23 protein-coding genes and 1 pseudogene are annotated in these 24,490 nt (G+C 69.3%); 11 read left to right on the top strand and 13 right to left on the bottom strand.

Annotated elements, in window-relative coordinates:
- The first annotated feature begins 84 nt into the window (after window positions 1-84).
- Both EDL96_RS09190 and EDL96_RS09195 read left to right on the top strand, forming a co-directional pair.
- Complete coding sequence (locus tag EDL96_RS09190) at window positions 85-879, top strand: exonuclease domain-containing protein (RefSeq protein ID WP_123825500.1); 795 nt, start codon at window positions 85-87, stop codon at window positions 877-879.
- Window positions 880-954: 75 nt separating this feature from the next.
- Window positions 955-1,140, top strand: coding sequence for a CsbD family protein (locus EDL96_RS09195; protein WP_123825572.1), 186 nt, complete (start codon window positions 955-957; stop codon window positions 1,138-1,140).
- 63 nt (window positions 1,141-1,203) lie between these two features.
- On the opposite strand, the gene hemL is transcribed toward EDL96_RS09195, so the two are convergent.
- From hemL to hemE, 8 genes and pseudogenes are all read right to left on the bottom strand, one after another.
- Window positions 1,204-2,520 carry a glutamate-1-semialdehyde 2,1-aminomutase gene (hemL, locus tag EDL96_RS09200; RefSeq protein ID WP_123825501.1) on the bottom strand — a complete coding sequence of 439 codons (1,317 nt, stop codon included), beginning with the start codon at window positions 2,518-2,520 and terminating at the stop codon, window positions 1,204-1,206.
- Window positions 2,521-2,664: 144 nt separating this feature from the next.
- Window positions 2,665-3,702 (bottom strand): porphobilinogen synthase, encoded by a 1,038-nt coding sequence (gene hemB / locus EDL96_RS13750; protein WP_407656946.1) that lies wholly within the window; start codon window positions 3,700-3,702, stop codon window positions 2,665-2,667.
- Between the two features lie 33 nt (window positions 3,703-3,735).
- Window positions 3,736-4,641, bottom strand: a pseudogene (locus EDL96_RS13755) (uroporphyrinogen-III synthase); the annotation flags it as partial.
- 14 nt (window positions 4,642-4,655) lie between these two features.
- A complete protein-coding gene (gene hemC, locus EDL96_RS09210) occupies window positions 4,656-5,723 on the bottom strand; it encodes a hydroxymethylbilane synthase (protein ID WP_123825503.1) in 1,068 nt (355 codons plus the stop codon).
- Window positions 5,720-7,087: a ferrochelatase gene (locus EDL96_RS09215; RefSeq protein WP_123825504.1), complete on the bottom strand. Its 1,368-nt coding sequence runs from the start codon at window positions 7,085-7,087 to the stop codon at window positions 5,720-5,722. The genes hemC and EDL96_RS09215 overlap by 4 nt, the downstream gene beginning before the upstream one ends.
- On the bottom strand, window positions 7,084-7,812 hold the full coding sequence (gene hemQ, locus EDL96_RS09220) for a hydrogen peroxide-dependent heme synthase (protein WP_123825505.1): 729 nt from the start codon (window positions 7,810-7,812) through the stop codon (window positions 7,084-7,086). The genes EDL96_RS09215 and hemQ overlap by 4 nt, the downstream gene beginning before the upstream one ends.
- A gap of 80 nt (window positions 7,813-7,892) precedes the next feature.
- Window positions 7,893-9,392, bottom strand: a complete 1,500-nt coding sequence (hemG, locus tag EDL96_RS09225; RefSeq protein WP_123825506.1) for a protoporphyrinogen oxidase — start codon at window positions 9,390-9,392, stop codon at window positions 7,893-7,895.
- Window positions 9,393-9,460: 68 nt separating this feature from the next.
- Window positions 9,461-10,639 carry a uroporphyrinogen decarboxylase gene (hemE, locus tag EDL96_RS09230; protein ID WP_199732579.1) on the bottom strand — a complete coding sequence of 393 codons (1,179 nt, stop codon included), beginning with the start codon at window positions 10,637-10,639 and terminating at the stop codon, window positions 9,461-9,463.
- 124 nt (window positions 10,640-10,763) lie between these two features.
- Between hemE and EDL96_RS09235 the strand changes: the two genes are divergently transcribed.
- The 4 genes from EDL96_RS09235 (at window position 10,764) to EDL96_RS09250 (ending at window position 15,129) form a co-directional block, all read left to right on the top strand.
- Complete coding sequence (locus EDL96_RS09235) at window positions 10,764-12,155, top strand: glutamyl-tRNA reductase (RefSeq protein WP_123825508.1); 1,392 nt, start codon at window positions 10,764-10,766, stop codon at window positions 12,153-12,155.
- Window positions 12,156-12,174: 19 nt separating this feature from the next.
- The gene (locus EDL96_RS09240) at window positions 12,175-12,789 is read left to right on the top strand and encodes a TetR/AcrR family transcriptional regulator (RefSeq protein ID WP_123825509.1); all 615 of its coding nucleotides are present in this window, start codon (window positions 12,175-12,177) and stop codon (window positions 12,787-12,789) included.
- 69 nt (window positions 12,790-12,858) lie between these two features.
- Window positions 12,859-13,095, top strand: coding sequence for a DUF3107 domain-containing protein (locus EDL96_RS09245; protein ID WP_123825510.1), 237 nt, complete (start codon window positions 12,859-12,861; stop codon window positions 13,093-13,095).
- 321 nt (window positions 13,096-13,416) lie between these two features.
- A complete protein-coding gene (locus EDL96_RS09250) occupies window positions 13,417-15,129 on the top strand; it encodes a DEAD/DEAH box helicase (protein WP_233568814.1) in 1,713 nt (570 codons plus the stop codon).
- A gap of 70 nt (window positions 15,130-15,199) precedes the next feature.
- Here EDL96_RS09250 and EDL96_RS09255 read toward each other — a convergent pair whose 3' ends face one another.
- Window positions 15,200-16,048, bottom strand: coding sequence for a PHP domain-containing protein (locus EDL96_RS09255; protein WP_123825574.1), 849 nt, complete (start codon window positions 16,046-16,048; stop codon window positions 15,200-15,202).
- Window positions 16,049-16,189: 141 nt separating this feature from the next.
- Between EDL96_RS09255 and EDL96_RS09260 the strand changes: the two genes are divergently transcribed.
- The gene (locus tag EDL96_RS09260) at window positions 16,190-17,809 is read left to right on the top strand and encodes an aminopeptidase P family protein (RefSeq protein WP_123825511.1); all 1,620 of its coding nucleotides are present in this window, start codon (window positions 16,190-16,192) and stop codon (window positions 17,807-17,809) included.
- 53 nt (window positions 17,810-17,862) lie between these two features.
- Here the strand turns inward: EDL96_RS09260 and EDL96_RS09265 are convergent, their stop codons facing one another.
- Complete coding sequence (locus EDL96_RS09265) at window positions 17,863-18,636, bottom strand: general stress protein (protein ID WP_123825512.1); 774 nt, start codon at window positions 18,634-18,636, stop codon at window positions 17,863-17,865.
- 93 nt (window positions 18,637-18,729) lie between these two features.
- Here EDL96_RS09265 and EDL96_RS09270 point away from each other — a divergent pair, with 93 nt between their 5' ends.
- The 3 genes from EDL96_RS09270 to EDL96_RS09280 are packed head-to-tail and all read left to right on the top strand — an operon-like array spanning window position 18,730 to window position 21,953.
- Window positions 18,730-20,034, top strand: coding sequence for a magnesium transporter MgtE N-terminal domain-containing protein (locus EDL96_RS09270; RefSeq protein WP_123825513.1), 1,305 nt, complete (start codon window positions 18,730-18,732; stop codon window positions 20,032-20,034).
- Window positions 20,027-20,779: a DUF1003 domain-containing protein gene (locus tag EDL96_RS09275; RefSeq protein ID WP_123825514.1), complete on the top strand. Its 753-nt coding sequence runs from the start codon at window positions 20,027-20,029 to the stop codon at window positions 20,777-20,779. The genes EDL96_RS09270 and EDL96_RS09275 overlap by 8 nt, the downstream gene beginning before the upstream one ends.
- Window positions 20,769-21,953 (top strand): P-loop NTPase, encoded by a 1,185-nt coding sequence (locus tag EDL96_RS09280; RefSeq protein WP_233568804.1) that lies wholly within the window; start codon window positions 20,769-20,771, stop codon window positions 21,951-21,953. Before EDL96_RS09275 ends, EDL96_RS09280 begins: the two co-directional genes overlap by 11 nt.
- Window positions 21,954-21,971: 18 nt before the next feature.
- Here EDL96_RS09280 and EDL96_RS09285 read toward each other — a convergent pair whose 3' ends face one another.
- Window positions 21,972-22,421, bottom strand: coding sequence for a twin-arginine translocase TatA/TatE family subunit (locus EDL96_RS09285; protein WP_123825515.1), 450 nt, complete (start codon window positions 22,419-22,421; stop codon window positions 21,972-21,974).
- A 112-nt stretch (window positions 22,422-22,533) separates the two neighbouring features.
- Window positions 22,534-23,193 carry a hypothetical protein gene (locus EDL96_RS09290; RefSeq protein ID WP_123825516.1) on the bottom strand — a complete coding sequence of 220 codons (660 nt, stop codon included), beginning with the start codon at window positions 23,191-23,193 and terminating at the stop codon, window positions 22,534-22,536.
- A gap of 263 nt (window positions 23,194-23,456) precedes the next feature.
- Between EDL96_RS09290 and EDL96_RS09295 the strand changes: the two genes are divergently transcribed.
- Complete coding sequence (locus tag EDL96_RS09295) at window positions 23,457-24,089, top strand: O-methyltransferase (RefSeq protein WP_123825517.1); 633 nt, start codon at window positions 23,457-23,459, stop codon at window positions 24,087-24,089.
- 105 nt (window positions 24,090-24,194) lie between these two features.
- On the opposite strand, the gene EDL96_RS09300 is transcribed toward EDL96_RS09295, so the two are convergent.
- Window positions 24,195-24,362 (bottom strand): DUF3117 domain-containing protein, encoded by a 168-nt coding sequence (locus EDL96_RS09300; protein WP_123825518.1) that lies wholly within the window; start codon window positions 24,360-24,362, stop codon window positions 24,195-24,197.
- Window positions 24,363-24,490 lie beyond the last annotated feature (128 nt).

Below are 24,490 nucleotides of genomic sequence, written 5' to 3' on the forward strand. Positions count from 1 at the left end.
ACCATCGCGGCGTAAGGCGGCTCACACAACAGCCCTCCGGGTGGGTTGCCAGACGGTGTCGGTACGGGCACGTACGGTGTGGACATGCCGCACGTGCCCGGACCCGATCAGCCGACCCTCTTCGACACCCCCGTCGCGGAGGGCACCCAGCCGGAGGCCGCCGACCTCGACGACGTCGTGATCGACCCGCAGCTCGCCTGGCCCGACCAGGCACTGGCCACCTTCGACCTGGAGACCACGGGCCGTGATGCGCGGACCTGCCGCATCGTGACCGCCTCCGTGCTGCTCGTGGCTCCGGACGGCCAGATCCTGGGGCAATGGGAATGGCTTGCCGACCCCGGCGTCGAGATTCCCGACGGCGCCGCCGCCATCCACGGCATCACCACGGAACACGCTCGCGAGCACGGTGCTCCGGCCGGACAGGTGGTTTCCGAACTGGTCCAGGTGATCGGCGACCTGTTCGTCCGGAACATCCCCGTCCTGGCCTTCAACGCACCGTACGATTTCACCGTCCTGGCCGCGGAGGCGCAGCGCCACGGTCTGGACCTGGCCGCCCCGCGCCCCGTCCTGGACCCGTATGTCATGCACAAGCAGGTCCGGGTTCGTTGGCACGGAAAGCGAACCCTCGTGGCACTGTCCGAGGCCTACGGCATCCCCCTGGAATCCGCCCACACGTCCGCGGAGGACGCCCTGGCGGCGGTGCGACTGGCCCAGATCCTGGCCCGGGAACACGCGGAGTTGTGTGTTCCGGCCGCAGCCCTGCACGACGCGCAGATCGGCTGGGCCGAGGCACAGGCACTGAACCTGCAGGACTACCTGCGCGGGGTGAAGAACGATCCCACGATCGTGATCGACGGGACCTGGCCCGTCAGGTCCTGACGGCCCGTCTCACCCACCAACTTGCTAAGGGTACTGTTGGCAATGTCACTATCCATCACCACCCAGGAGGCAGTCATGGGATTCGGCGACAAGATCAAGAACAAGGCGGAAGAGGCATCCGGAAAGGGCAAGGAAGCCCTGGGCGAGGCCACCGACAACGAGCAGATGCAGGCCGAAGGCGCCGGAGACCAGGCATCGGCCAAGACCAAGCAGGCGGGCGAGAACGTCAAGGACGCCGCCAAGAACATCACGGGTCAGTGACCCGCTGACAGACCGGAAGGGTCGGGCACGCACACAGGCGGGCCCGACCCTTCCGGTCTGCTGTCAGGCGTTCGGCGTGGCCTCCGCGGTCGCCTTGGCAGCGGCCGGCAGTGCCTGCATGATGCGCTCCATGGCGGAGTCGTCGTGGGCCGCGGACAGGAACCAGGCCTCGAACACCGACGGCGGCAGGTGCACACCCTGATCGAGCATCGAGTGGAAGAACGGGGCCCAGCGGAAGACCTCCTGGGCCTTGGCATCGGCGTAGGTGCGCACGGGCTTGCCCGCGGTGCCGAAGGTGACCGAGAACAGCGACCCCGCGTTCTGCACGGAGTGGTCCACACCCGCCGCGTCGAAGGCCTCCGTCACGGCGGCCCGCAGCTGTTCGGACCGGCGGTCCACGGTGCGGTAGCAGTCGTCGTCGGCCAACTGAAGCGTGGCCAGTCCGGCCGCCATGGCCACGGGGTTGCCGGACAGGGTGCCCGCCTGGTACACCGGCCCGGTGGGTGCCAGCTGCTCCATGACCTCACGCTTGCCCGCGACCGCGGCGGCCGGGAGACCGCCACCGATGACCTTGCCGAAGGTGAACAGGTCGGGTTCCCACCCGCCCTCGTCGGGTGAGGACAGCCCCCAGTACCCGGCGGGATGGAGGCGGAAACCGGTCATGACCTCGTCGAAGATCATGAGCGCCCCGTTCTGGCGGGTGATCTCCCGCAGTCCGGCATTGAAACCGGGCTCCGGCGGGACCACACCCATGTTGGCGGGCACGGCTTCGGTGATGACGGCCGCGATCCGATCGGGATGGGCGGCGAAGGCGGCGCGAACGGCCTCCAGGTCGTTGTAGGGCAGCACCAGGGTTTCCGCCGCCGTGGCGGCCGTGACCCCCGCGGAGCCCGGCAAGGACAGGGTTGCGACGCCGGAGCCGGCCTCCGAGAGCAACGAGTCCACGTGGCCGTGGTAGCAACCTGCGAACTTGATGACCAGGTCGCGTCCGGTGACGCCTCGCGCCAGTCGGATCGCCGTCATGGTGGCTTCGGTGCCCGTGGAGACCATGCGGATCTCCTCGATCGCCGCGATCCGGTCGACCACGGCCTCGGCCAGCTCGGTCTCGGCGCGGGTGGAGGTGCCGAATCCCAGGCCCTTCTCCACCGCCGAGTGGACGGCTTCCAACACCACGGGATGCGCGTGGCCGACCAGGGCGGGGCCCCAGGAGCCGAGCAGGTCCACGTACTCGCGTCCGTCGACGTCCTGCAGGTAGGGCCCGCGCGCGGCGGTGATGTAGGCGGGTGTGCCACCCACGGAGTTGAAGGCCCGCACGGGCGAGTTCACGCCACCCGGCATCACACGCCGGGCACGGTCGAAGAGTTCATCGGAGACGGTCACGAGATCGTCCTCTCTGGTTTCTGGTCTGTTGCTGGGGTCGCCGCCGGTACGGGGCGGGAAAGTCTGGTCGGTTCGGTGTGGCTGCGCGGCGCTCGGGCCCGGGTCCTCACCACGGGGCCGGTCCGGACCGGTCCGGGCCTGTTCTCAGGCCACTCCGTTCTCCTCCCGCCACCACCGCGCGGCCTCGGTCGCGAAGTAGGTCAGGACGGTGTCGGCACCCGCTCGCCGGATCGAGAGCAGGGACTCCTGGATGGCGGCACGACGGTCGATCCACCCGTTGGCGGCAGCCGCCTGGATCATCGAGTACTCGCCGGAGATCTGGTAGGCGGAGACGGGGACGGGCGAATGATCGGCCACCTCGCGGACCATGTCCAGGTAGGACATCGCGGGCTTGACCATGACCATGTCGGCCCCCTCGTCCAGGTCCAGCTCCAGCTCGCGCATGGCCTCCCGGCGATTGGCGGGATCCATCTGGTAGGTCTTGCGGTCCCCGGTGAGACTCGAGTCCACGGCCTCTCGGAAGGGCCCGTAGAAGGCCGAGGCGTATTTGACGGAATAGGCCAGCACGGAGGTGTCGATGAACCCGGCCTCGTCGAGGGCCGTGCGGATGACGCCCACCTGACCGTCCATCATGCCGGAGGGGCCCAGCACGTGGGCACCGGCCTCGGCCTGGGCCACGGCGGCCTGGGCATAGAGCGCGAGCGTGGCGTCGTTGTCCACCCGGCCGCGGTCGTCGAGGACACCGCAGTGGCCGTGGTCCGTGAACTCGTCCAGGCACAGATCGGCCATGACCAGGATGTCGTCGCCGACCTCCGCACGGACGGCGCGCAGGGCCTGGTTGAGCACACCGTCCTCGGCCACCAGTCCGGAGCCGGTGGCGTCCAAGGTCGTGGGCACGCCGAAGATCATGAATCCACCGAGCCCCAGCTCCACGGCCTCGGTCGCGGCGTGCTTCAGGGAATCCATCGAGTGCTGCACGACGCCCGGCATGGAACTGATCGCGCGGGGCTCCTGAGCACCTTCGCGCACGAAGACCGGAAGGATGAGCTGACTGGGGTGGAGGTGCGTCTCACGGACGTGCGCGCGCATGATCGGTGAGGTGCGCAGCCGCCGCGGCCGGTACGGCAGGTCCACGGACCCGCGGGTTTCCGGGCTCCCGGCTTGGTTCTGAGCTGTGCTCATGGTTCGTTGCTCCTCGAGTGCTTCGATCAATGCGTCCGTTGACGGGTCGCGGGCCGCGAGCGCGGTGATGCCCAGCTTCGCGCAGGCCTGTCGCGTGGGTTCCCCGATCGCGACCACTCCCACGGTAGCGGGCACAGGTGGCCGGTACCCACGTCGCGTGTCGCGGTTCACGACGTCGCCACGGGGCGCCGCGGGTTCTGCGGGTGCCGCGAGTGCCTGGATGACCGACGGCGCCGTGGCCGCCACCAGATCCACGGCCCCGGAGTGCAGTTCGGTCCGGGCCCTGTCCGTGGTCCAGACCGGGAGCCCGTCCAGCGGGTCAGCCGGAACCAGCGGGTCCGCGGACGGCCATTCGGCCATCCGGTAGGCCGTGACGACTCGAACCCGCCACCCGTGCTCGGTGAGTCCCCGGGCCAGGGTGGGGCGGGCGTTCGCGGACTGGGGCAGGTACACCGTGGGGGCGTCGTCGTGGCCCGACGACGGCGGCGTGGGCCACACCCGCGCCATCCCCCGGGCGTTCGAATGCTCGGCCGGGGGCAGCAGGTGGACGGGGACCCCGTGAGCTTCCAGTTCAGCGGCCGTGGCCGTACCGACCGCCGCGACCTGGAGCCCCCGCTGCAAGGCAGGCGCCAGCCATTCCCCGAGCCCACGCCCGTTGCCGGAGAACCCTGCCGACACCGCGCGTGCCATGGCTCGCACGGTGTTGGCCGAGGTGACGGCCACCCAGTGGGGCGCACCGGAACCGGCCAGGCGGTTCAAGAGGTCCTGGAACGCCTGCGCGTCGGCACCCGAGACCGGGACGGCTTCCTGCACGGGAGCCAGGACGGGTTCGGCACCCGCCGCCCGTAGTGCGGCGACGAGGTCGCGGGCCCGGTCCGGGGTCCGGGTTACGAGCACGCGCGCCCCGGAGAGCGGAGATTCGCCGTCGTTCGGTCGCACCGTGGACCGCAGCCTCAGGCCAGTCCCGCCAGTGCGGCGGCGCCGTCGGCCAACAGCCCATCGCCGACCCTCCGGCCGAGTTCACGCGCGGCTTCGGCGGAGAGTTCGTCGGAGGCTTCCGTGCGCCGCATGATCCGGCTCCCGTCGGGGGCTGCCACGGCAACGCGCAGCACCAGCAACCCGTCCTCGACCGTGGCCAACGTGCCGACCGGCGCCGCGCACCCGGCTTCCAGCCGGGCCAGCAAGGACCGCTCGGCGGTCACGGCCCACCGGGTCTCCTGGTGGTTCACCGCACCCAGTGCGGCGAGCAGGCGGGCGTCCAGTTCGGCCTGCCCCGCACGCCCGGGGTCCGGGCGAACGGAGGGGAACTCGCCGTAGGCCCCGGAGGCCTGGGTCGCCAGTTCCGGATCGGCCAACAGCAGGTCCGCGCGCACCTCGAGCGCCAAGGCACCCTGACCGGGGGCCGGCAACACGACCGACGGGTCCAGGTACTCCGTGATCCTGTCACCGAGTCCCAGCCGGTTGAGTCCCGACGCCGCCAGCACCACGGCGTCCAGGTCCCCCGGCCCGTCCTCGTCCAGCCCGGCAACTCTGCCCAGACGGGTGGGGACGTTGCCGCGGATGTCGACCATGACCAGGTCGGGGCGGGCCGCCAACAACTGCGCGGCCCGGCGCGGTGACCCCGTACCGATCTTGGCCCCGAGGGGCAGATCGGCAAGGGCCAGGCAGTCGCGGGCACACAGGGCGTCCCGGGGATCCTCGCGGACGGGGACCGCGCCGATGGCCAGTCCAGGGTGCGGGGCCGTGGGGAGGTCCTTGAGCGAATGCACCGCCAGATCCACCCGGGTCTCCACCAGGGCGTGCCGCAAGGCTGCGGCGAACACGCCGGTGCCGCCCAAGGAGGCCAGCGAGCCCGTGGCCACGTCACCTTCGGTGCGGATGATCGTGAGCTCGTGCTCCAACGGTGCTCCGGCGGCCGCGGCGGCGACACTCAGCGCCTGTGCCGCGTGACCGGTCTGGGTCACCGCCAGGTCCGAGCCCCGGGTTCCCACGCGCAGGACCGCCGTCGGTGCAGAACTCATGCGTAGACCACGGCTCCGTCGTCATCGGTACCCACCGGCAGCGGAGCCCCGGGCTCGCGCTGGGCGACCGTGGGCCGGGGTTCGGTGGCGCCGCGGAGCACCTTGGTGCAGCATTCGGCCGCGCAGGTGTCGAACCAGGTGCCCTCGGCGCACGCGGAGACCCGCTCGGGGGCGGAGCGTCCGACCATGCGCTGTTCGATCAGGTCCACCAGTGCCGCGACGAATGCCGGGTGCGTACCGGGGGTGGCCGTGCGGATGAACGCGAGGCCCTGTTCGGCGGCCGTTTCCCGCGCTTCGGTGTCCAGGTCCCAGATGACCTCCATGTGATCGGAGACGAATCCGATCGGGACCACGATCACGCCACCCACGCCGTCACCCGCGGCCTTCTCGATCGCGTCGTTGACGTCGGGTTCCAGCCACGGCACCTTCGGCGAGCCGGAGCGGGACTGGAAGACCAGCTCCCAGTCGGGCAGCTGATCGACGGACCCGTGCCCGGCACGGTCGGCCAGGCGGGCCATGATTTCCCGGGAAGCCGAGAGCAGCTGGTGGACATAGGCGGAGCCACCCACGAAACGGTCCCGCATCTGCTCGGGCCCGGAGGCCACGGCGTCCACGTCGGGCACGGAATGGGCCGCGAACAGGATCCGCGTGGGGCCCTCGCCGTAGGAGTCCTGGGCCGTGATCTCGGTCAGGGCGGTTTCCAGACCCTCCACGAACGGGAGCAGGAAGCCTTCGGAGTCGTAGTACTGACGGATCTTGCCGATCGTCATCCGGTCCTGCAGGCCCGCTTCCCGCACCGCCACCCCGTAGTCCTCGCGGTACTGGCGGCAGGACGAGTACCCGGAGAAGGCGGAGGTCGCGAGCACCAGCACCCGGTCCTTGCCCTCGTCGTGCAGCTGCCGGACGACGTCGCCGACGTAGGGTTCCCAGTTGCGATTCGCCCACAGGATCGGCGTCTCGACACCGCGGTCCCGCATTTCGGCCTCCAGCGCGGCCAGCAGGGCACGGTTCTGCGCATTGATCGGCGAGACCCCACCGTTGGCCCGGTAATGCGTGGCGACTTCCTCGAGGCGCTCGTCCGGGATGCCGCGGCCGCGCGTGACGTTACGCAGGAACGGGATCACGTCGTCCTGACCTTCCGGCCCGCCGAAGGAGGACAGCACCACGGCGTCCCACTCGGCGGCTTCGTCGGCGCGGGCCTGGCTCAGCGCCGCAGAGGAAATCTGCGCTGCACCCGCCGTCGCACCCGTTCCGCCGTCGGCTGCAAGGCGGGCCAGCTCGTCACCGGTCGGCACCACGACCGACGACGGCGCGAGCACCTCCTCCGGTTCGACCTCCCGGTCCCGGGTCTGACCGGCGCTCATCGAAGAACCTCGAGCAGTTCCGCGGTCTCCACCCGGCGGCCGGTGTAGAACGGGGTCTCCTCGCGTACGTACAGCCGTGCCTCGGTGTTCCGGAAGTGACGCATGAGGTCCACCAGGTCCACGAGTTCAGGAGCCTCCAGGCCGAGCAGCCATTCGTAGTCGTTGAGCCCGAAGCAGGCGATGGTGTTGGCCAGCACCTGCGGGTAATCCCGGCCCTTCATGCCGTGGTCGCGCAGGATCTTGGAGCGATGCTCGTCGTCCATGTAGTACCAGTCGTAGGAGCGCACGAACGGGTAGACGCACATCCACTTCTCCGGGGCCACCCCGCGGGCGAAGGAGGGCAGGTGGTTGCGGGTGAACTCCGCGTCGCGGTGCACACCCATCGAGGACCACACCTGGTGGGTGCCTGCCATCAGCGCGGTGCGGCGGACGCGGCGCAGGGCGGACTGCAGCGCCTGGGGGTCGTCGCCGTGCAGCCAGAGCATGACGTCGGCGTCGTTGCGCTGCCCGGAAACGTCGTAGGTGCCGCGGACGATCACACCTTCCTCGGCCAGGGCGGCCACCAGCGCGTCGAACTCCTCGACGGCCGGGGCCTCCTCCGCCGCGGTCAACGCGGTGCGGCCGTGATCACGGGCGTACACCGACCACACGGCCCAGTAGAGGGTCTCCTCCGCCTGCTCCGGGGTCTGTGTGCTCTGCGTGCTCGACGGTGCGTTCTCGCTCACGGTTCTCTCGTCCTTCCTGGTCCGGTCCTCGTCGGGATCCTCGGACTGTCTGTCGGGTGATTCTGACTGGTGGGTGTCGTTCACGGGTGGTCGTCCGTGGCCGGTGACGCGGCCTCGCGTTCCAGCAGTTCGGCGACCTCACGGCGGGTGTCCTTGACGACGGCGGCCAGGCCGGTACCGGCCAGCCACGCGCCCACGGCGACGGCCGCGGGCAGCTTGGCCACGTCCTCACGCAACCGCACGACCCGGTCACGGTGTCCGGGCGAGGGCCGGCTCAGCGCCTGTTCCCAGCGCACGACGTCCGCATCCACCAAGTCCTGAGGGCGCAGACGGACGCCCAGGAGGGTGGAGGCGTCCCGCATGGCCAGGGTCACCAACTGCTCGTCCGTGAGGGCGAGTTCGGGTGATACCTGGTTGTCCTTCTCCCCGCCTCGGCCGTAGGAGAGCCGGACCACGTGGCGTCCCGCGGGCAAGGCGTCACGGACCCACTGCCACTTGGCAGAGGCGTGGGTCATGGCCTTCGCCCGCACGTCCTTGGCGTCGGGGGCGACCAGCACGCCCGTGCCTCGCGGGGCCGCATCGAGCTCCGGGCGGTCGACGACGAGCGTGGCCAGGGCCACCTTGGGGCTCGGGTCGGGCTGCAACTGGGCGAAGTCCCGGTCCACCCCGGAGAGCAGACGGATGGCGCTGCTGCCGTCGGCGGCCATGACCAGCAGCTCACCGCGGGCGATCGCCGTCTTGTCCCCGGTGTCCGGCTGCCGTTGGACCACCATCCAGCCCGAACGCCGGGGGTCGCGGTCCAGGGCCAGGACGTCGTACCCGGTCACGAGCTTGACTCCCCTGGTGGTCAGGTCACGAACCAGGGCTTCGGCCAGGACGTTCATGCCGCCGCTGAGGCTCGCAACGTTCTGCCCGGCCGGTGTGGCCTGCCGCAGGGAGGCGGCGGCAGCGGTCAGGGACCCGCACTCCTGGAGGGCCTTGCGCAGGCCGGGTGCCACGGTGTCGACGTCGAGTTCGTCGGGGTGCAGCGAATGCACGCCGAGGGTGAAGGGTGCCACGAGTTTCTCGACCACGGCCGCGCCCATACGGGCCCGGACGAGCTCCCCCACCGTCTTGGCCTTGACACCGACGCGTGCCGGTCGTTTCAGGTCCAGCTTGGCCCGCCACATGCCGTACTTGCCGAGGGTCTCCCTCAGCCCTTCCCGGTCCAGATCACCCGGGATTCCGAGCACGCCGGAGCGCTCGCCGGGCCGCGCGCCGTCGGCCAGGTACACCCAAGACCCCGCCTGATTCGGTGCGCACACCCGACCGGTCAGGCCGAGTTCCTTGATGAGGTCGGCAACATCGTCGGTGCGGGTCGCGAAGGACTCCGCCCCGGAATCCAGGACCAGGTCCGCAACCATGTGGGAGCCCACGGCGCCACCGAACTGGGGCCGGGATTCGACCAGGGTCACGCGCAGCCCCGCGATCGCCAGGTCCCGCGCGGCCACGAGTCCGGCGACACCACCCCCGACCACGAGCGCACTGCGTGCTCGGCGGTACTTCGTGGCGCTCTGGTGCTCGTCCGAGGAGGGGGTCACCGGAAGGCTCCTTTCAGATTCCGGTGGGGCCCGCTGCCTAGGCGGTCACCGGAGGTGGTGGTAGCGGCTCAGCCGCGCCCGGAGGCGACGGTGCTCGCATGGATGTAGCTGACCAGGTCGGTCAGGACGTTCGGGTCGGTGCTCGGCGGCACACCGTGGCCCAGGTTCACCACGTGCCCCGGGGCCTGCGATCCACCACGGAGCACGTCGTCGACGTGCCGGTGCAGGATGTCCGTCGGGGCGGGGAGCAACGCGGGGTCGATGTTGCCTTGAACCACCGTACGCCCGCCCAGTCGGCGGTTGGCCTCCTCGAGCGGGATTCGATGGTCCACGCCCACCGCTTCCGCCCCGGCGTCGCGCATGGCCCCGAGCAGTTCGCCGGTTCCGGTTCCGAAATGGATCCGGGGAACGGGGAGGTCGGCGACGGCGGACAGTGCGGTGGCCGAGTGCCCCACCACGTGGTCCAGGTAGTCGTGGACGGACAACGATCCCGCCCAGGAGTCGAACAGCTGCACGGCGGAGGCCCCTGCGAGCACCTGCGCCCGCAGAAACGCACCGGAGGCGCGTGCCGCCCAGTTCGCGAGCGCGTCCCAGGCCTCCGGGTCCGCGTGCATCATCGTGCGAGGGAGCAGGTGGTCACGGGACGGTCCGCCTTCGACCATGTAGGCGGCCACCGTGAACGGGGCACCGGCGAACCCGATGAGAGGGGTCTCCCCGAGTTCGGCCACCGTCAGGGCCACCGCCTCGCGGATGGGCTCCAGTGCGTCGTCGTCGATTTCCGGCAGGGCGGCGACGTCCGCTGCCGTACGGACCGGGGTGCCCAGGACGGGGCCCTTGCCCGGCACGATCTCCACGTCCACGCCGGCCAGGCGCAGCGGCACCACGATGTCCGAGAAGAAGATGCCCGCGTCCACGTTGTGCCGACGCACCGGCTGGAGTGTGATCTCGGCGGCCAGATCCGGGGTCAGGCAGGCATCGAGCATGGCCGTCTGGCCGCGGGCCTCGCGGTACTCGGGCAGGGACCGGCCGGCCTGGCGCATGAACCACACGGGCGGGTGAGCCGGTTTCCGTGCGGTGAGGGCCTGCAGGAGAGGTGTCTCGAGCGTGCGACCGGAGCGGAGGGGGTGGTCAGTGGGGAGGTTGGCAAACCCGCCTCTGAAACCGGAGGGAGCCGTGGAGTCGGTCACGTCGTCGTGCCCGATCACATGCCCCGGCGCAGCACTGTGGGGGGTAGGTGAAGTCGTCATCACCGCCATTGTGCCAAGCACCTCGCCGGGGTTTGGTGACGCGTCGTCAGTGATTGGGTCCGACACCACTTCGAGCACTGCGGTGACATGTGCCGCCACCGGTTGGCGTTACGATGCAATCACTGTGGTGCTCTTTTCTCTGGTCGCCTCACACCGCGATGTCGATCTCACAACCGTTGCCCGTCTGGCGGACGGTGCGTTCGGCCTGCCCTCGGACATGGTCAACTCAGGTGCCCTGACCGGCGCTGTCGCACTGTCGACCTGCAACCGACTCGAGCTCTACGGCGAACTCGACGCTGACGCCGGTGACCCCCGGGTGGTCGCGCAGTCGCGCGATCAGTTGGTGGAGCTGCTGGCCCAGCGCGCGGGATTCGACCCCGGTGACGTCGCCTCCGGCGTGCGCCTGCTGGTCGACGACGACGCCGCCCGTCACCTCTTCACCGTGGTCTCGGGACTGGAGTCCGCGGTCGTGGGTGAACGGGAAATCACCGGACAAGTGCGGCGCGCCCTGACCGAAGCGCAGCGCTCCGGTACCGCCTCGGGAGAACTCGTGCGACTGTTCGAAGCGGCGGCACAGACCGCGCGGGAAGTCGGCACGCACACCAGCCTGGGTGAGCGCGGGCGCTCGATCGTCTCCGTCGCCCTCGACCTTGCCGACGACGTCACGGCCGGACAGTGGCCCCAGCGCCGCGCCCTGGTCTTCGGCACGGGTGCCTACGCGGGCGCCACAATGGCGGCCCTGCGCGACCGCGGCTGCGCGGACATCGAGGTCTACTCCGCCTCGGGCCGGGCCGAGCAGTTCACGGCCAACCGCGGCGGAACCCCGGTGGATGGCGACGGCCTGCAGGACGCCCTCCTACGTTGCGACGTCGTGATCGGCTGCTCGGGTGGTTCAGAACCCATGTCGGTCGAGGAGATCCCGCTCGGACCGCTGACCGTGGTGGATCTTGCCCTGTCCCGGGACTTCGACCCCGCCGTCGCCGATCTGCCCGAGGTCGAACTGATCACCTTGGAGTCCGTCAAGCTCGCCGCCCCGGAGGAGACCGACGAATCCGTGGCCGCGGCGGAACAGATCGTGGACCAGGCCACCCAGCGGTTCCGGCAGCGCCGCGAAGGGCGGGACATGAGCACCGCGATCGTGGCACTTCGGCAGTACACGATGGGTGTGCTCGACCGGGAACTCGAGAAGATCCGGCAACAGCACGGGTGCACCGCGGCACACGAGGAAGTGGAGTTCGCCATGCGCCGCATGGTGAAGTCCCTGCTCCACGAGCCCACGGTGCGTGCCCGCAAACTCGCCCAGGAAGGCCGCGCCGAGGACTACCTGGCAGGGTTGGAGGCACTCTTCGGCATCGAGGTCCCGGAGCCCGAGGCCAAGCACGCGAGCGACGCCTCCGAGCCCACGTCTGCGGATCCCGCCGCCCACGAACGGGGCACCGAACAGGTGCGCGGTCACCGCGACACAACCACCAACTCCGAGCCGCGACTTCGTTCCGTGCCGCGCGCGGCGGGGTGACCCGGCGGCAGGAGCCACCATGTCAGAACAACGCCCGCGCTCACCGAGGATGCCGCGAGCCCAGAGGCGTGCACAGCTCCTGGCTGTCGCGCTCGAGGCTTTCTCCCTGCACGGGTACCACAAGGCTTCCATGGACGACATCGCGGAAGCGGCCGGGGTCTCGAAACCCGTGCTCTACCAGCACTTCCCCGGAAAGCGGGAGTTGTACCTGGCCCTGGTGGACGACAACCTGGAAGGGCTGGCCGCCCGGCTGATCGAGGCCCTGCGTTCGAGCCCCGTGAACCGCACGCGCGTGGAGTCCATGCTGTCCGTGTACTTCGACTTCGTGGCCGACCAGCCCCAGGCCTACCGGCTGATCTTCGAAAGCGACCTGCTCGCCGATCCGGAGATCCGCACCCGGTTTGAAAACTTCCACGTGGGGGTGGCCGAGGCCATCGGATCGGTGCTCGGTCCGAACGCGGGTCTGAGTCAGGGACACGCCGTGATGCTCTCCCGTTCCCTGACCGCAATGGCAGAGGCCGGTGCCTCCTACTGGGCGCATCACGCCGAGGTCGGCGATCGCGCCGAGGCCGAACGGCAGGTCTTTCGTTTAGCCTGGGGCGGAATCAGCATCATCGACGAGGACTGGACCTGACCGGTTCCTAGAATGGCTCGCGGATCGGCCTTGCAGCCGGACGAGTCAAACCCAGCCGCAGGAGGCACCGTGGAGATCAAGATCGGTATCCAGAACGTCGGCCGCGAAGTCGTCGTCGACTCCCCGTTGAGCGCGGGAGAGGCCCAGGAACTGGTCAACAAGGCCCTGTCCGAGGGATCGGTCCTGTCACTGACCGATGCCAAGGATCACACCACCATCATCCCGACCGCGGGCATCGCCTACGTCGAAATCGGCTCCGAAGCCCGTCGCAAGGTCGGATTCATGCCGGGCGTCTCCAACGCCTGACCTCGACCAACCGGTAGAGTGGTTGCGCACTGGATGACCGGTCGTCGACGAGATCAAGTCACAACCACGTGGCGGAGGCACCGTCTTCGCCGCACCCACCGCGATCGGCTTCCCCACTGCGCGCATGCGTCCGCTTCCCGCGGGCCCTGATTCCCGCGGTCGGACGTGATCAACGTTTCCGGCCCCGCGCGCACCCGATCGACGGACAAGGACCATTCCACCGTGACCGAGAACCTATCGGCAGAGACCACCGAGCCCACAGCACCCGCTGACATCGCTGGGACCCCAGAGTCTCCCGAGGCCGCTGAAACCGCTGCGACGATCGAAGAGGTCGCCGAGGCCTCCGTGGATGCGAACGAGAAGACGGTCGCCGAGGCGCCCAAGTCCTTCGCGGACTTCGGGGTCCGCCAGGACATCGTCGACGCTCTGGCGGCCGAAGGCATCACTTCCCCGTTCCCCATCCAGGCCATGACCCTCCCGGTGGCTCTCACCGGGCAGGACATCATCGGCCAGGCCAAGACCGGAACCGGCAAGACCCTGGGCTTCGGTATCCCCGTGATCCAGCGCGTCGTGGGACGCGACGACGAGGGCTGGGATGACCTCAAGAACGCCGGAGCCCCACAGGCACTCATCATCGTCCCCACGCGTGAACTGGCCGTCCAGGTGGGTTCCGACCTGGCCACCGCGGCCAAGACCCGCAACGCGCGCGTACTGACCATCTACGGCGGCCGCGCCTATGAGCCCCAGATCGAAGCCCTCGAGAAGGGCGCGGAGATCGTGGTCGGCACCCCGGGTCGCCTGATCGACCTGAACCGTCAGCACCACCTTGACCTCTCCCAGGTCAAAGCCGTGGTCCTGGACGAGGCGGACGAGATGCTGGACCTGGGCTTCCTGCCCGATGTGGAGAAGATCCTCTCGACGGTCCCCCGAGTACGCCACACCATGCTGTTCTCCGCGACCATGCCCGGCCCCGTCGTCGCCATGGCCCGCCGCTACATGTCCAAGCCCATGCACATCCGCGCCGCGGCCCCGGACGAAGGCACGACCAAGGCGGACATCCGCCAGGTCATCTACCGCGCCCACCACCTGGACAAGGACGAGGTGGTGTCCCGGATCCTGCAGGCCGAGGGCCGCGGGAAGACCATCATCTTCACCCGCACCAAACGCACCGCCGCGAAAGTGGCCGACGAACTGTCCAAGCGCGGTTTTGCCGCCGCTCCCCTGCACGGCGACCTCGGCCAGGGCGCGCGCGAACAGGCGCTGCGGGCCTTCCGCAACAACAAGGTGGACGTGCTGGTCGCCACGGACGTCGCGGCCCGCGGCATCGACGTCGACGATGTCACGCACGTGATCAACTACCAGTGCCCCGAGGACGAGAAGACGTTCCTCCACCGAACGGGCCGTACGGGCCGTGCCGGGAACAAGGGCACCGCCGTCACGTTCGTGGACTGGGACGACGTCCCGCGGTGGCGCCTGATCGACAAGGCCCTGGAGCTCGGGGTACAGGAGCCGCGCGAGACGTACTCCTCCTCCGCGCACCTCTACACCGACCTGGGGATCCCCGAAGGCACGAAGGGCCGTCTGCCCAAGAGCAAGCGCACTCACGCGGGTCTGGCCGCCGAAGAGCTCGAGGACCTGGGAGGGCCGGACAAGTCCGCCCGTCAGGGTTCGGAGAACGGGCGCGGTGGCCGCAGCGGACGTGGCGGTCGCTCCTCGGATCGCGACGGCGAACGCTCCGGACGCGGTTCCGACCGGCAGCGTCGTCGTTCGGGCGGCCGCGGCGGCAACCGCGCCCACCACGGCGCACAGCGCTCGGGTGACACTGCTCCCGACGGCGCCGAGCGCGACGGTCGTCCGCACGATCACGAACGCAAGAGCGGATCGGGCAACGGGGACTCCGGTCAGGGCCACGACCGTTCCGGGGCGCAGGGCTCGGGCGAAGGCCAGGCCAAGCGGCGGCGCCGTCGGCGGCGGACCACGAACGGGCAGGGCTCGGGGCAGAACCAGCGCACCACCGAAGGCGGCGAGGGCTAACCCGACAGCCACGGAAAGGGCCGGTGCCCCGAGACCTCGGTCTCGGGGCACCGGCCCTTTCCGTTCGCGACTACCGGAGCACGGGGGTGGCTCCCCCCGCCTCGGACTCGATCCGACGCAGCGAATGGATCGAGGTGAGGTTTTCGCCGAGTTGGTTCGGTTTGCCCGCTCCGTGGTAGTCGGAGGAGCCGGTGACGATCAGGTCGTGCTGTGCCGCGAGCTCGGACAGCTGTGCGCGGCCGGCCTCCGAGTTGTCCCGGTGGGCGATCTCAAGCCCCGCCAGGCCCGCGTCGATCATGGCCTTGAGGACCTCCGTCCCGACCACCCGCCCGCGAACGGCCGCCATGGGATGCGCCATCACCGGCACGCCTCCGGCCGCGCGGACCAACCGGACCGCCGTCACGGGGTCGGGCGCGTAGTGGCGCACGTAGTAGCCGGAGCGGGGGTGCAGGATCGTGTCGAAGGCCTCCGTCCGGTCGGCCACCACACCGGCCGTCACCAGGGTGTCGGCAAGGTGCGGACGCCCCACGGTCGCACCGTCCGCCACGTGCTCCTGGACCATCTCCCACGTGATCGGATGGTCCTGCCCGATGAGTTCGGTCATCCGCCGGGCCCGGGTGAGCCGTGAGGTCCGGGCCCGTTCCATGACCTCGTTGAGCCCCTCGTGGTCGGGGTCCTGGAGGTAGGACAGCAGGTGCACGGAGATCCCGGTCTCGGTCTGGCAAGACACCTCCGTGCCACGGACCAGAGCGATGCCGTGCCGTTCAGCGGCCTCCGCCGCCTCCGGCCACCCCACCGTCGTGTCGTGGTCGGTCAGCGCCACGACGTCTAGGCCGGCCTCCGCCGCGCACCGGATGACGTCGGCCGGCGGTTGCGTGCCGTCGGAAGCGGTGGAATGAGTGTGGAGGTCGATCTGCATGCCCTCAATCCTGGCACGTGCCCTCGCTCCTCGGTGCTGACGATCGCCACCGTGCCGTCCGGGTGGTGAGGTCAACAGTGACACCATGGACCGAGACACCGAATCTGCAACGGGCCCGGACGGGGCCCGGAATGGAGCGACATGACGAGCACCTCCGAGAACACCTCTGAGAACGCCGCTGAGCAGACCTCCGAAAACGCCCGGCCGACGGCACCCTCGGGCGAAACCGAGGAGAACGCCACCGATCAGTCCTTCGCGGACCGCGGCGAGAACCGCACGCGCTCCCCGCAGTCCAAGGCCTTCCAGCAGTTCATGGCCTCACAGTGGGCGGAACCGCAGGACGCGGAGCTTCCCCGGGAGGCGGTGGCCGATCACGCGGCGCGTCGTCGTCGTCGGGTCTCTGAGAGCTTCCCCGGTGAGCGGATCGTGGTTCCCGCGGGGGCGCCCAAGGTGCGCTCCAACGACACGGACTACCGGTTCCGGCCCCATTCGGCCTTCGCCCACCTCACCGGTCTGGGGGTGGACCACGAACCGAGCGCCGTGCTGGTCCTGGAACCCACGGACGACGGTCAGGGCGACGACGGCTCGAGCCACACCGCGACGCTCTACTTCCACCCCATGGCCGGGCGGGACACCCAGGAGTTCTACGCGGACTCACGCAACGGGCAGTTCTGGGTAGGAGACCGCCCCACCCTGCGTGAGATCTCCTCCGCCTACGGGCTCCGCACCGCCGACCTGTCCCAGCTCGAACCCGCCTTGACCAAGAACGTCGGTGACCCCGCGCAGGGTGGGGTCCGGGTACGGGCGCTCAAGACCCACGACGCGCGGGTGGATCAGCTGGTGGATTCCAGTCGCCTCGACGCAGACCTGGATCTGGAGGCGGCCGACCGGGAGGACAGCGCGTTGGTGGAGGCACTCTCCGAGCTGCGGCTGGTCAAGGACGAGCACGAGGTCGGCCAGCTGCGGGAGTCCGTGGCCATGACCATCCGCGGTTTCGAGGACGTGGTCCGTTCCCTGGGTGCCGCGACGGGCCGACCGCGCGGCGAGCGCGTGGTCGAAGGCGCGTTCTTCGCCCGAGCCCGTTCCGAGGGCAACGACCTGGGGTACGACACCATCGCCGCTTCCGGCAACAACGCCACCGTGCTGCACTGGATCCGCAACACCGGTGTGGTCACGGAGGGGGACCTGATCCTGGTGGACGCCGGGGTCGAGGCCGAGTCCCTGTACACGGCGGACATCACCCGCACCCTCCCCGTCAACGGCATCTACTCCCCTGTGCAGCGGAAGATCTACCAGGCCGTGCTGGACGCCGCCGACAGGGCCTTCGAGGTGGCCGTACCGGGCAATCGGTTCCGTGACGTCCACGACGCCGCCATGGAGGTCCTTGCCACGCGCCTCGAGGAATGGGGACTGCTGCCCGTGTCCGCCGAGGTGTCACTGTCCGTCGAGGGTCAGCACCACCGTCGCTGGATGCCGCACGGCACCAGCCACCACCTGGGGCTGGACGTCCACGACTGCGCGCAGGCGCGGCGGGAGATGTACCAGGACGCGGTGATCGAACCCGGCATGGTGTTCACGATCGAGCCCGGCCTGTACTTCAAAGACGAGGACTTGGCCGTCCCGGCCGAGTACCGGGGCATCGGTGTCAGGATCGAGGACGACGTCCTGATCACCGAGGACGGCAACGAGAACCTGTCCGCCGCACTGCCCAGGGACCCGGACGAGGTCGAGGCCTGGATGGCGGGTCTCACGCAGGGCTGACCCAGGCCGCACCGGCACCGGACTCGAACCTGGCCCAGGACCGGTCGGCTGCCTCACACTTCCCGCGTCGGCTCCCCGTAGGCGTGGTCGCTCGGAGTGTTCTGGGGAGCCGGCTGCGGCGCCGCAGGTTCTTGCGGATCCACCCGGACTCCGTAGCGGGGCCGACCGTCCGGCAGGTCCTCCTCGGAGGACGGCACACGCCCCGACGGGTGGACCGCATCCGTGTCCGTTCTGGTTTCCCCGCCCGTCGACGGCGCCTCGGCGCCGTTGGCGGGCGCCGGTCCAGGAACCGGGGCACGGCCCGGCGCGTTCCGGGCCCCCTGACCGGCACCGCGCAGTCCGGGCACGTCCAGTCCGGCGACCAGGCCACGCGCCTGGCCGGCCAGGTCTGACTTGACCACCACCTCGTACCGCGATGCCGCAACCGTGGACACGGAGGTGAAGTCGCGGCGGCCGCGTTGTGCTGCAAAGCCCGCCACTCCCAGGATCACCCAGAAGGCAGCACCCATGAGGACGGTCAGCAGCACCGAGGCTCCCCAGCCGCTGCCCCCGAACATTGCGAGAATCACACCGAAGAACAGGCCGAACATGGCCCCCTGCAAGGCCGAGGCCAAGGCCACCCGCGGGTACGTCAGACGTCCCGTGACCCGTTCCACGGAAGTCAGGTCCCGGCCGACGATCGAGACGTGCTGGACGTCGAACTGTTGGTCCGACAGGTGATCCACGACGGTCTGGGCATCCGCGTACCGCTCGAAGCTGCCGATGGTTTCACCTTCAGGCGGCCCCGACGGGGTCATGGACGATGGGCGTTGTCCGAAGAGACTCATGCGTCCATGATTGACCCCTCGGCCTACACATGACCAGTGCTACGCGCGGACATCGCGACGGGCTTAACCGCTCACGGCCATTAGGCTGGTGCGGTGAGCAGCTCCCTGGAAAAGATCTTCATCGGACGGCTGATCGGCCTGGACGTCTTCGATCCGCTGGGCGATCGGGTGGGGCGACTGCGCGATTTCGTGGTGCTCCGCCGCGCCCCGGGTGGGCGCAGAACCAGCTCGGTCAAACGACCCATCGTGGTGGGCATGGTCGTGGAAGTCCTCGGCAAGAAGCGGGTGTTCGTGCCGATGACCCGTGTGACCAGCATGGATTCCAAACGCATCGTGTGCACGGGTCTGGTCAATCTGCGTCGCTTCGAACAACGCGGCTCGGAGACGCTGGTGATCGGTGAGATGTTCGACCAGCAGGTTGCACTCCTCGACGGCTCCGGGACCGCGGAGATCCTCGACGTCGCCATGGAACAGGCACGCTCCGGTGACTGGCAACTCACGGAGCTCTACGTCCGCCGTTCGGGCGCAGCCGGTGGCCTCATGCGACGTCGTTCCGGCGAAACCTTGGTGGTCGCATGGGAAGAAGCCCGGGATCTGGCTTCCGTGGGACCGCAGGCCGCCACCCAGTGGGTCCACGCCCACGAGGAGGACCAGCCCGCCGACCTCGCCGAAGAGCTGCACGACCTCTCCCCCAAGCGCATGCTCGAGATCGCCGGCGAGCTGAGGGACGACCGACTGGCCGACGTGCTCCAGGAGCTTCCGGAGGAGGACCAGGTCTTCATCCTGACCAACCTCCACGTCGAGCGCGCCGCCGACGTTCTGGAGGAGATGGAACCCGACGACGCCGCCGACGTGCTCAACGAACTGCCCGACACACAGGCGGAGGACCTCTTGCAGCTCATGCAGCCCGAAGAGGCCGAGGACGTGCGTCGACTCCTGGAGTACGACGAGGGCACGGCCGGGTCCATGATGACCCCGGTGCCCATCATCCTGTCCCCGGAGACCACCGTGGCCGACGCCCTCGCTGCGATCCGGCAGGAGGAGGTCTCCCCCACCGTGGCCGCCGCGGTCTTCGTGTGCCGCCCCCCGCTGGAAACCCCCACCGGCCGCTACCTCGGCATGGTCCACATGCAACAACTCCTGAGAGTCCCACCACCCGAGGCCCTGGGAACCATGCTGGACACCTCGATCGAACCCGTCCGCGACATGTCCCCGGTCTCTGACGTCGCCAAGGAACTGGCGACCTACGACTTGACGATCATCCCCGTGGTCAACGAGAACCGACGCCTGGTCGGCGCGGTCACGATCGACGACATCCTGGACGACCTCCTGCCGGACGACTGGCGGACCTGGGACGACGGAACTCCTGTGCGGAAGGTGGGACGACGCTATGAGTGAGACCCGCACCAACCCTGATCGTCGCCCCGTCGGCCTGGACACCCCCTCCGGGTTGCGCAACGGCGCCTGGGACCGGCTTCGGCCCAACCCGGACTCCTTCGGTCAGATGACCGAGGGTTTCGCCCGCTTCATGGGTACGCCCCAGTTCCTCATGTGGATGACCGTGTTCGTGGCCGTGTGGCTGGGGTGGAACACGGTCATGCCGGAATCGCTGCAGTTCGACCCCCGGGCTCTGAACTTCACCCTGTTGACCCTGATGCTCTCCCTGCAGGCCTCCTACGCGGCTCCCCTGCTGCTGTTGGCGCAGAACCGGCAGGACGACCGCGACCGCGTGATCGCCGAGCAGGACCGCAAACGCCAGGAGGAGAACCTGGCGGACACCGAGTACCTCATCCGGGAGATCGCCTCCTTGCGCATGGCGGTCCGCGACGTCGCGACCCGCGACTTCGTGCGTGCGGAGATGCGCGACCTCTTGCAGGAGCTGTTGGAGGACCGCCAGGAGGACGACGGCGACTCGGCCACCCCCTCCGCCCAGAAGAACCCGTCCGCCGTGGCCACCGGAGGCAAGAAGAAGAAAAAGAAGAAATCCGGGGCAGGGGATTCCCGGGACTCGAAGGCAGCACCCACGGGCCTCATTCCCGTCGTTCTTCCGCCTCAGAACATTCCCGTGGAGCGAATTCCGACCGAGAGCACCCCCGCGGACACCGAACCCCCGGAAAGCACAGAGGACCCTCGTGAGTTCTGAAGTCCCCCGTCCAGCCCTTCCGGAACCCGAGGTCGATCCGCGACTGCGGGACGCTCTGAACACCGTCGAGGACCCCGAGCTGAAACGGCCCCTGCTCGACTTGGGCATGGTCCGGCGAGCCGCCCTGGAACCGGACGGCACCGCCGTCGTGGAGGTCCTGCTGACGATCTCCGGTTGCCCGCTGCGGTCCACGATCGAGTCCGACCTCCAGACAGCCCTGGAGGCCGTGGACGAGGTCAACCGCGTGGTCGTGGAACTGGACGTGATGACGCCCGAGCAGCGGGAGGAACTCAAGCAGCTGCTGGGCCACACGCGTACCATCCCGTTCGCCGACCCCAACTCACTGACCAGGGTGCACGCGGTGTCTTCCGGGAAGGGCGGAGTGGGCAAGTCCTCCGTGACGGCCAACGTGGCCGCCGCCCTGGCCGCCAAGGGTCGTTCCGTGGGCGTGGTGGACGCTGACATTCACGGCTTCTCCATCCCGGGCCTGTTCGGGATCCACCGCGGCCCCACCCAGGTGGGCGACATGATTCTGCCCGCCGTGGTGGAGGTACCGGAGGCCGCGCGCAAGGACTCCGGCACCCCGGGGACGGTCAAAGTCATCTCGATCGGCATGTTCACCGACCCCGAAACCCCCGTGGTCTGGCGCGGCCCGTTGCTGGACCGGGCCATCGAACAGTTCCTGGCCGACGTCCACTTCGGGGACCTGGACCATCTGCTGCTCGATCTGCCTCCGGGGACAGGCGATGTCGCCATCTCCGTGGCCCAGAAACTGCCGCATTCCAAGGTCCTGGTGGTCTCCACACCGCAGCAGGCCGCGACCGGAATCGCTGAGCGCGCGGGGTCCCTTGCCGCCATGACGGATCAGACGGTGGCCGGGGTGGTCGAGAACATGGCCGCCATGGTCATGCCCGACGGCTCGCAGCTGGAGGTTTTCGGCTCTGGCGGCGGAGAGAAGATCGCCAGTTCCCTGACCGAACGGATGGGTTACCCGGTGGGTGTGCTCGGTTCCGTCCCACTGGACGTCACCCTGCGTGAGGCCGGCGACGACGGCGTTCCGGTGGTCTGGTCCCACCCCGAGTCCCCGGCGGCGATGGCGTTGACCGAGGTCGCCGACGCGATCGACGGTCCGCGTGGACTGGTGGGCAAGTCGCTGGGGGTCACCCCCCGCTGAATCACCGGTTCCGGCGACTCAGGTGGCCTCGGTGTCGAAGGGCGCTCGCTGGCCCGGTGTGATCCGTACCAGGGTCGAGGTCTCGGTGGCCGCTGTGGATCCCCCGGCGGCCGGGGCGTTCTCACGTTCCGCTTCGCGTTCGGCCTTGCGTGCCTCCCGGGCGGCCTCGCGCTCCTCGCGTTCCCTACGACGTCGTTCGGCTGCGTCTTCCTGGTCCACCTCGGCCAGGGCGTCGCGCACGATGGTCCGGGGGTCGTACTGACGCGGGTCCAGCTTCCGCCAGTCCACGTCCGTGACCTCGGGTCCCAGGGTCTCGCGCAGGTCGTCCTTGGCTCCGCTGGCATAACGACGCACGGACTTGACCAGGTCCTTGAGCTTCTGCGCGTATTCCGGAAGACGCTCGGGGCCGATGACGAGCAGCGCCACGACGATCAGGACGATGGCTTCCGCTCCACTGATACCGAACACGGCTAAGAGATTAGCAGTCGGACGTGGAGCCACCTGGACGTCGGCAGGGTGCCGACCGAGTCCGCTTCGAGTCGATGTCGGTCGGTGGAAGCTCCGGTGGTCGCTCCGGTGGTCACTGCAGCCCCAGGATCCGGCGCCACCCGACCAGAATCGTGTCAACGGTCCCCCGGTCCAGTTCCTCTGGGCGTTCCAGGATCGCTCGGTGTCCGGCTTCGACCTGCTGGACCACGGCGGCCATGCGGGCGGGGGCGTCGTCGGAGACGAGAGTGTAGGTGACGTCGTCGTGGACGATCATGGCCCGCCACGGGGAGCCCTCGTAGACCCACACCACGTTCCCGGCCACCGTGGTGGGTTCCATCCCCATGGCAGTCGCGGGCAGACCCGTGAATCCGTCCACGGGGTGCTCGGTGTCCACCTCTCCCCGTTGCTCGACCACCTCGATGCTGCGGTTCCCGCGGTATTCGACGTTCACGACGACGGCGGGCTGCCCGGCCACCGTCGTCTGTCGAAGTTCCTCGGTCCGGTAACCGGTGAGGCCGACCAGTGGCAGGGTCCATCCTTCGTCGCGCAAGCTGTCGACGTCGGAGTTCTGGGTGTGAACCAACCCTTGCGGCCCCACCCAGGTGGAGCCCGAGACCGTGGGCGAGCCACCCGAGTTCGCGGCCCCCCGGGAGCCGACGTACCACCCCGAGAGTGCGATGCCGGCGACGAGCAGCGCGGACACCGCCAGTGACGTCACCACGATGCGGTGGGACCAGAAGACCTTGTGCACCTTGAGTCAATCCATGTGTGGGCATCTCGGCCCGTGAAGGCCGTCGGCACGATCAGACGGGAACACCACCATGCTCACCGGCCAACCTGTGCGGGGGCTGGAAGCTGCCCGCGATCCCGCCCCACATCCGGGCCCCACGGGCGGACGAGTAGGATGCTCAGAGCGTGTGAACTCCCGCGCGGCGCCCACTGCGCCGAGCCCGAGCAGAGACCGCGACACACAGACATCACCGCAGAGACGACATTGCAGACCGGGAGGTGTGGATGGGCCGGGGCAAGACCACCAGCTGGTCCTATGCCGAGGCGTACCCTCGGGAGGACGAGGTGCTGTTGCGGGCCCGCGAGCGCGCCACGGCCTTGAACATTCGATCTGTGACCCCGGGCGTGGCCGCCGCGTTGACGGTTCTCACAGCCGCAGCCAAGCCGCGCTCCGCCGTCGAGGTCGGTACCGGCGCCGGGGTCTCGGGCACGGCCATTCTTCGGGGCCTGCCCGACGGCACGGTCCTGACCACCATTGACACCGACGTCCGCGCGCTCCGGGCTGCTCGCGACACCTTCCGCGAGGCGGGGGTGGCGGGGAACCGGGTCCGGACCATCTCCGGCCGCGCTTCCCTGGTCCTCCCGCGGCTGACCACGGAGGCCTACGATCTGGTCTTCCTGGACGCGGATGCCGCGAACACACTGCTCTATGTGGACGAGGCGACGCGGATGCTCCGCCCCGGGGGCACCCTGTTGGTTCAGGACACGTTGGATCAGGACAAGGTCCCCGATCCCGTGATCCGCGAGGAGTCCACGCGGGTGCAGCGCGAGATCCACCGGTTGTTCCGTGAGGACGAACGTTTCCAGTCGGCGATCCTGACGCCGGGATCCGGACTCCTGGTGGCTGTCAAACGCTGATCGTCACGTGCAAAGGCCCTCACCGCGGTGCGGTGAGGGCCTTTGTCGTCCGGGCCACCGGGACCTTGATCCCGGCCTCGGGCCGATGGCATCAAGGGGTTGCGATCAGGAGGTGACGCCTTCCAGGCATCCCTTGAGCTCTGCCGCTTCATCGGCCTTCAGCTCGACGACGAGGCGACCACCGCCTTCCAGCGGGACTCGCATGATCAGGCTGCGGCCTTCCTTGGTGACCTCCATGGGACCGTCACCAGTCCTCGGCTTCATAGCCGCCATTGGTTGTTCTCCTGTCATCGAAGGGTGTTCTCCGTCATCTTACCGGAACCGAGCCCCTCCCCTCCGGGGTGGTGAGGCGGGGCAGACAGCCCGGGTGCCCGTTCGTCGTGGCCCCGTGGCGAGCGGGG

This window comes from Kocuria soli (genome assembly GCF_003797835.1).
GTDB classification, from domain to species: Bacteria; Actinomycetota; Actinomycetes; order Actinomycetales; family Micrococcaceae; genus Kocuria; species Kocuria soli.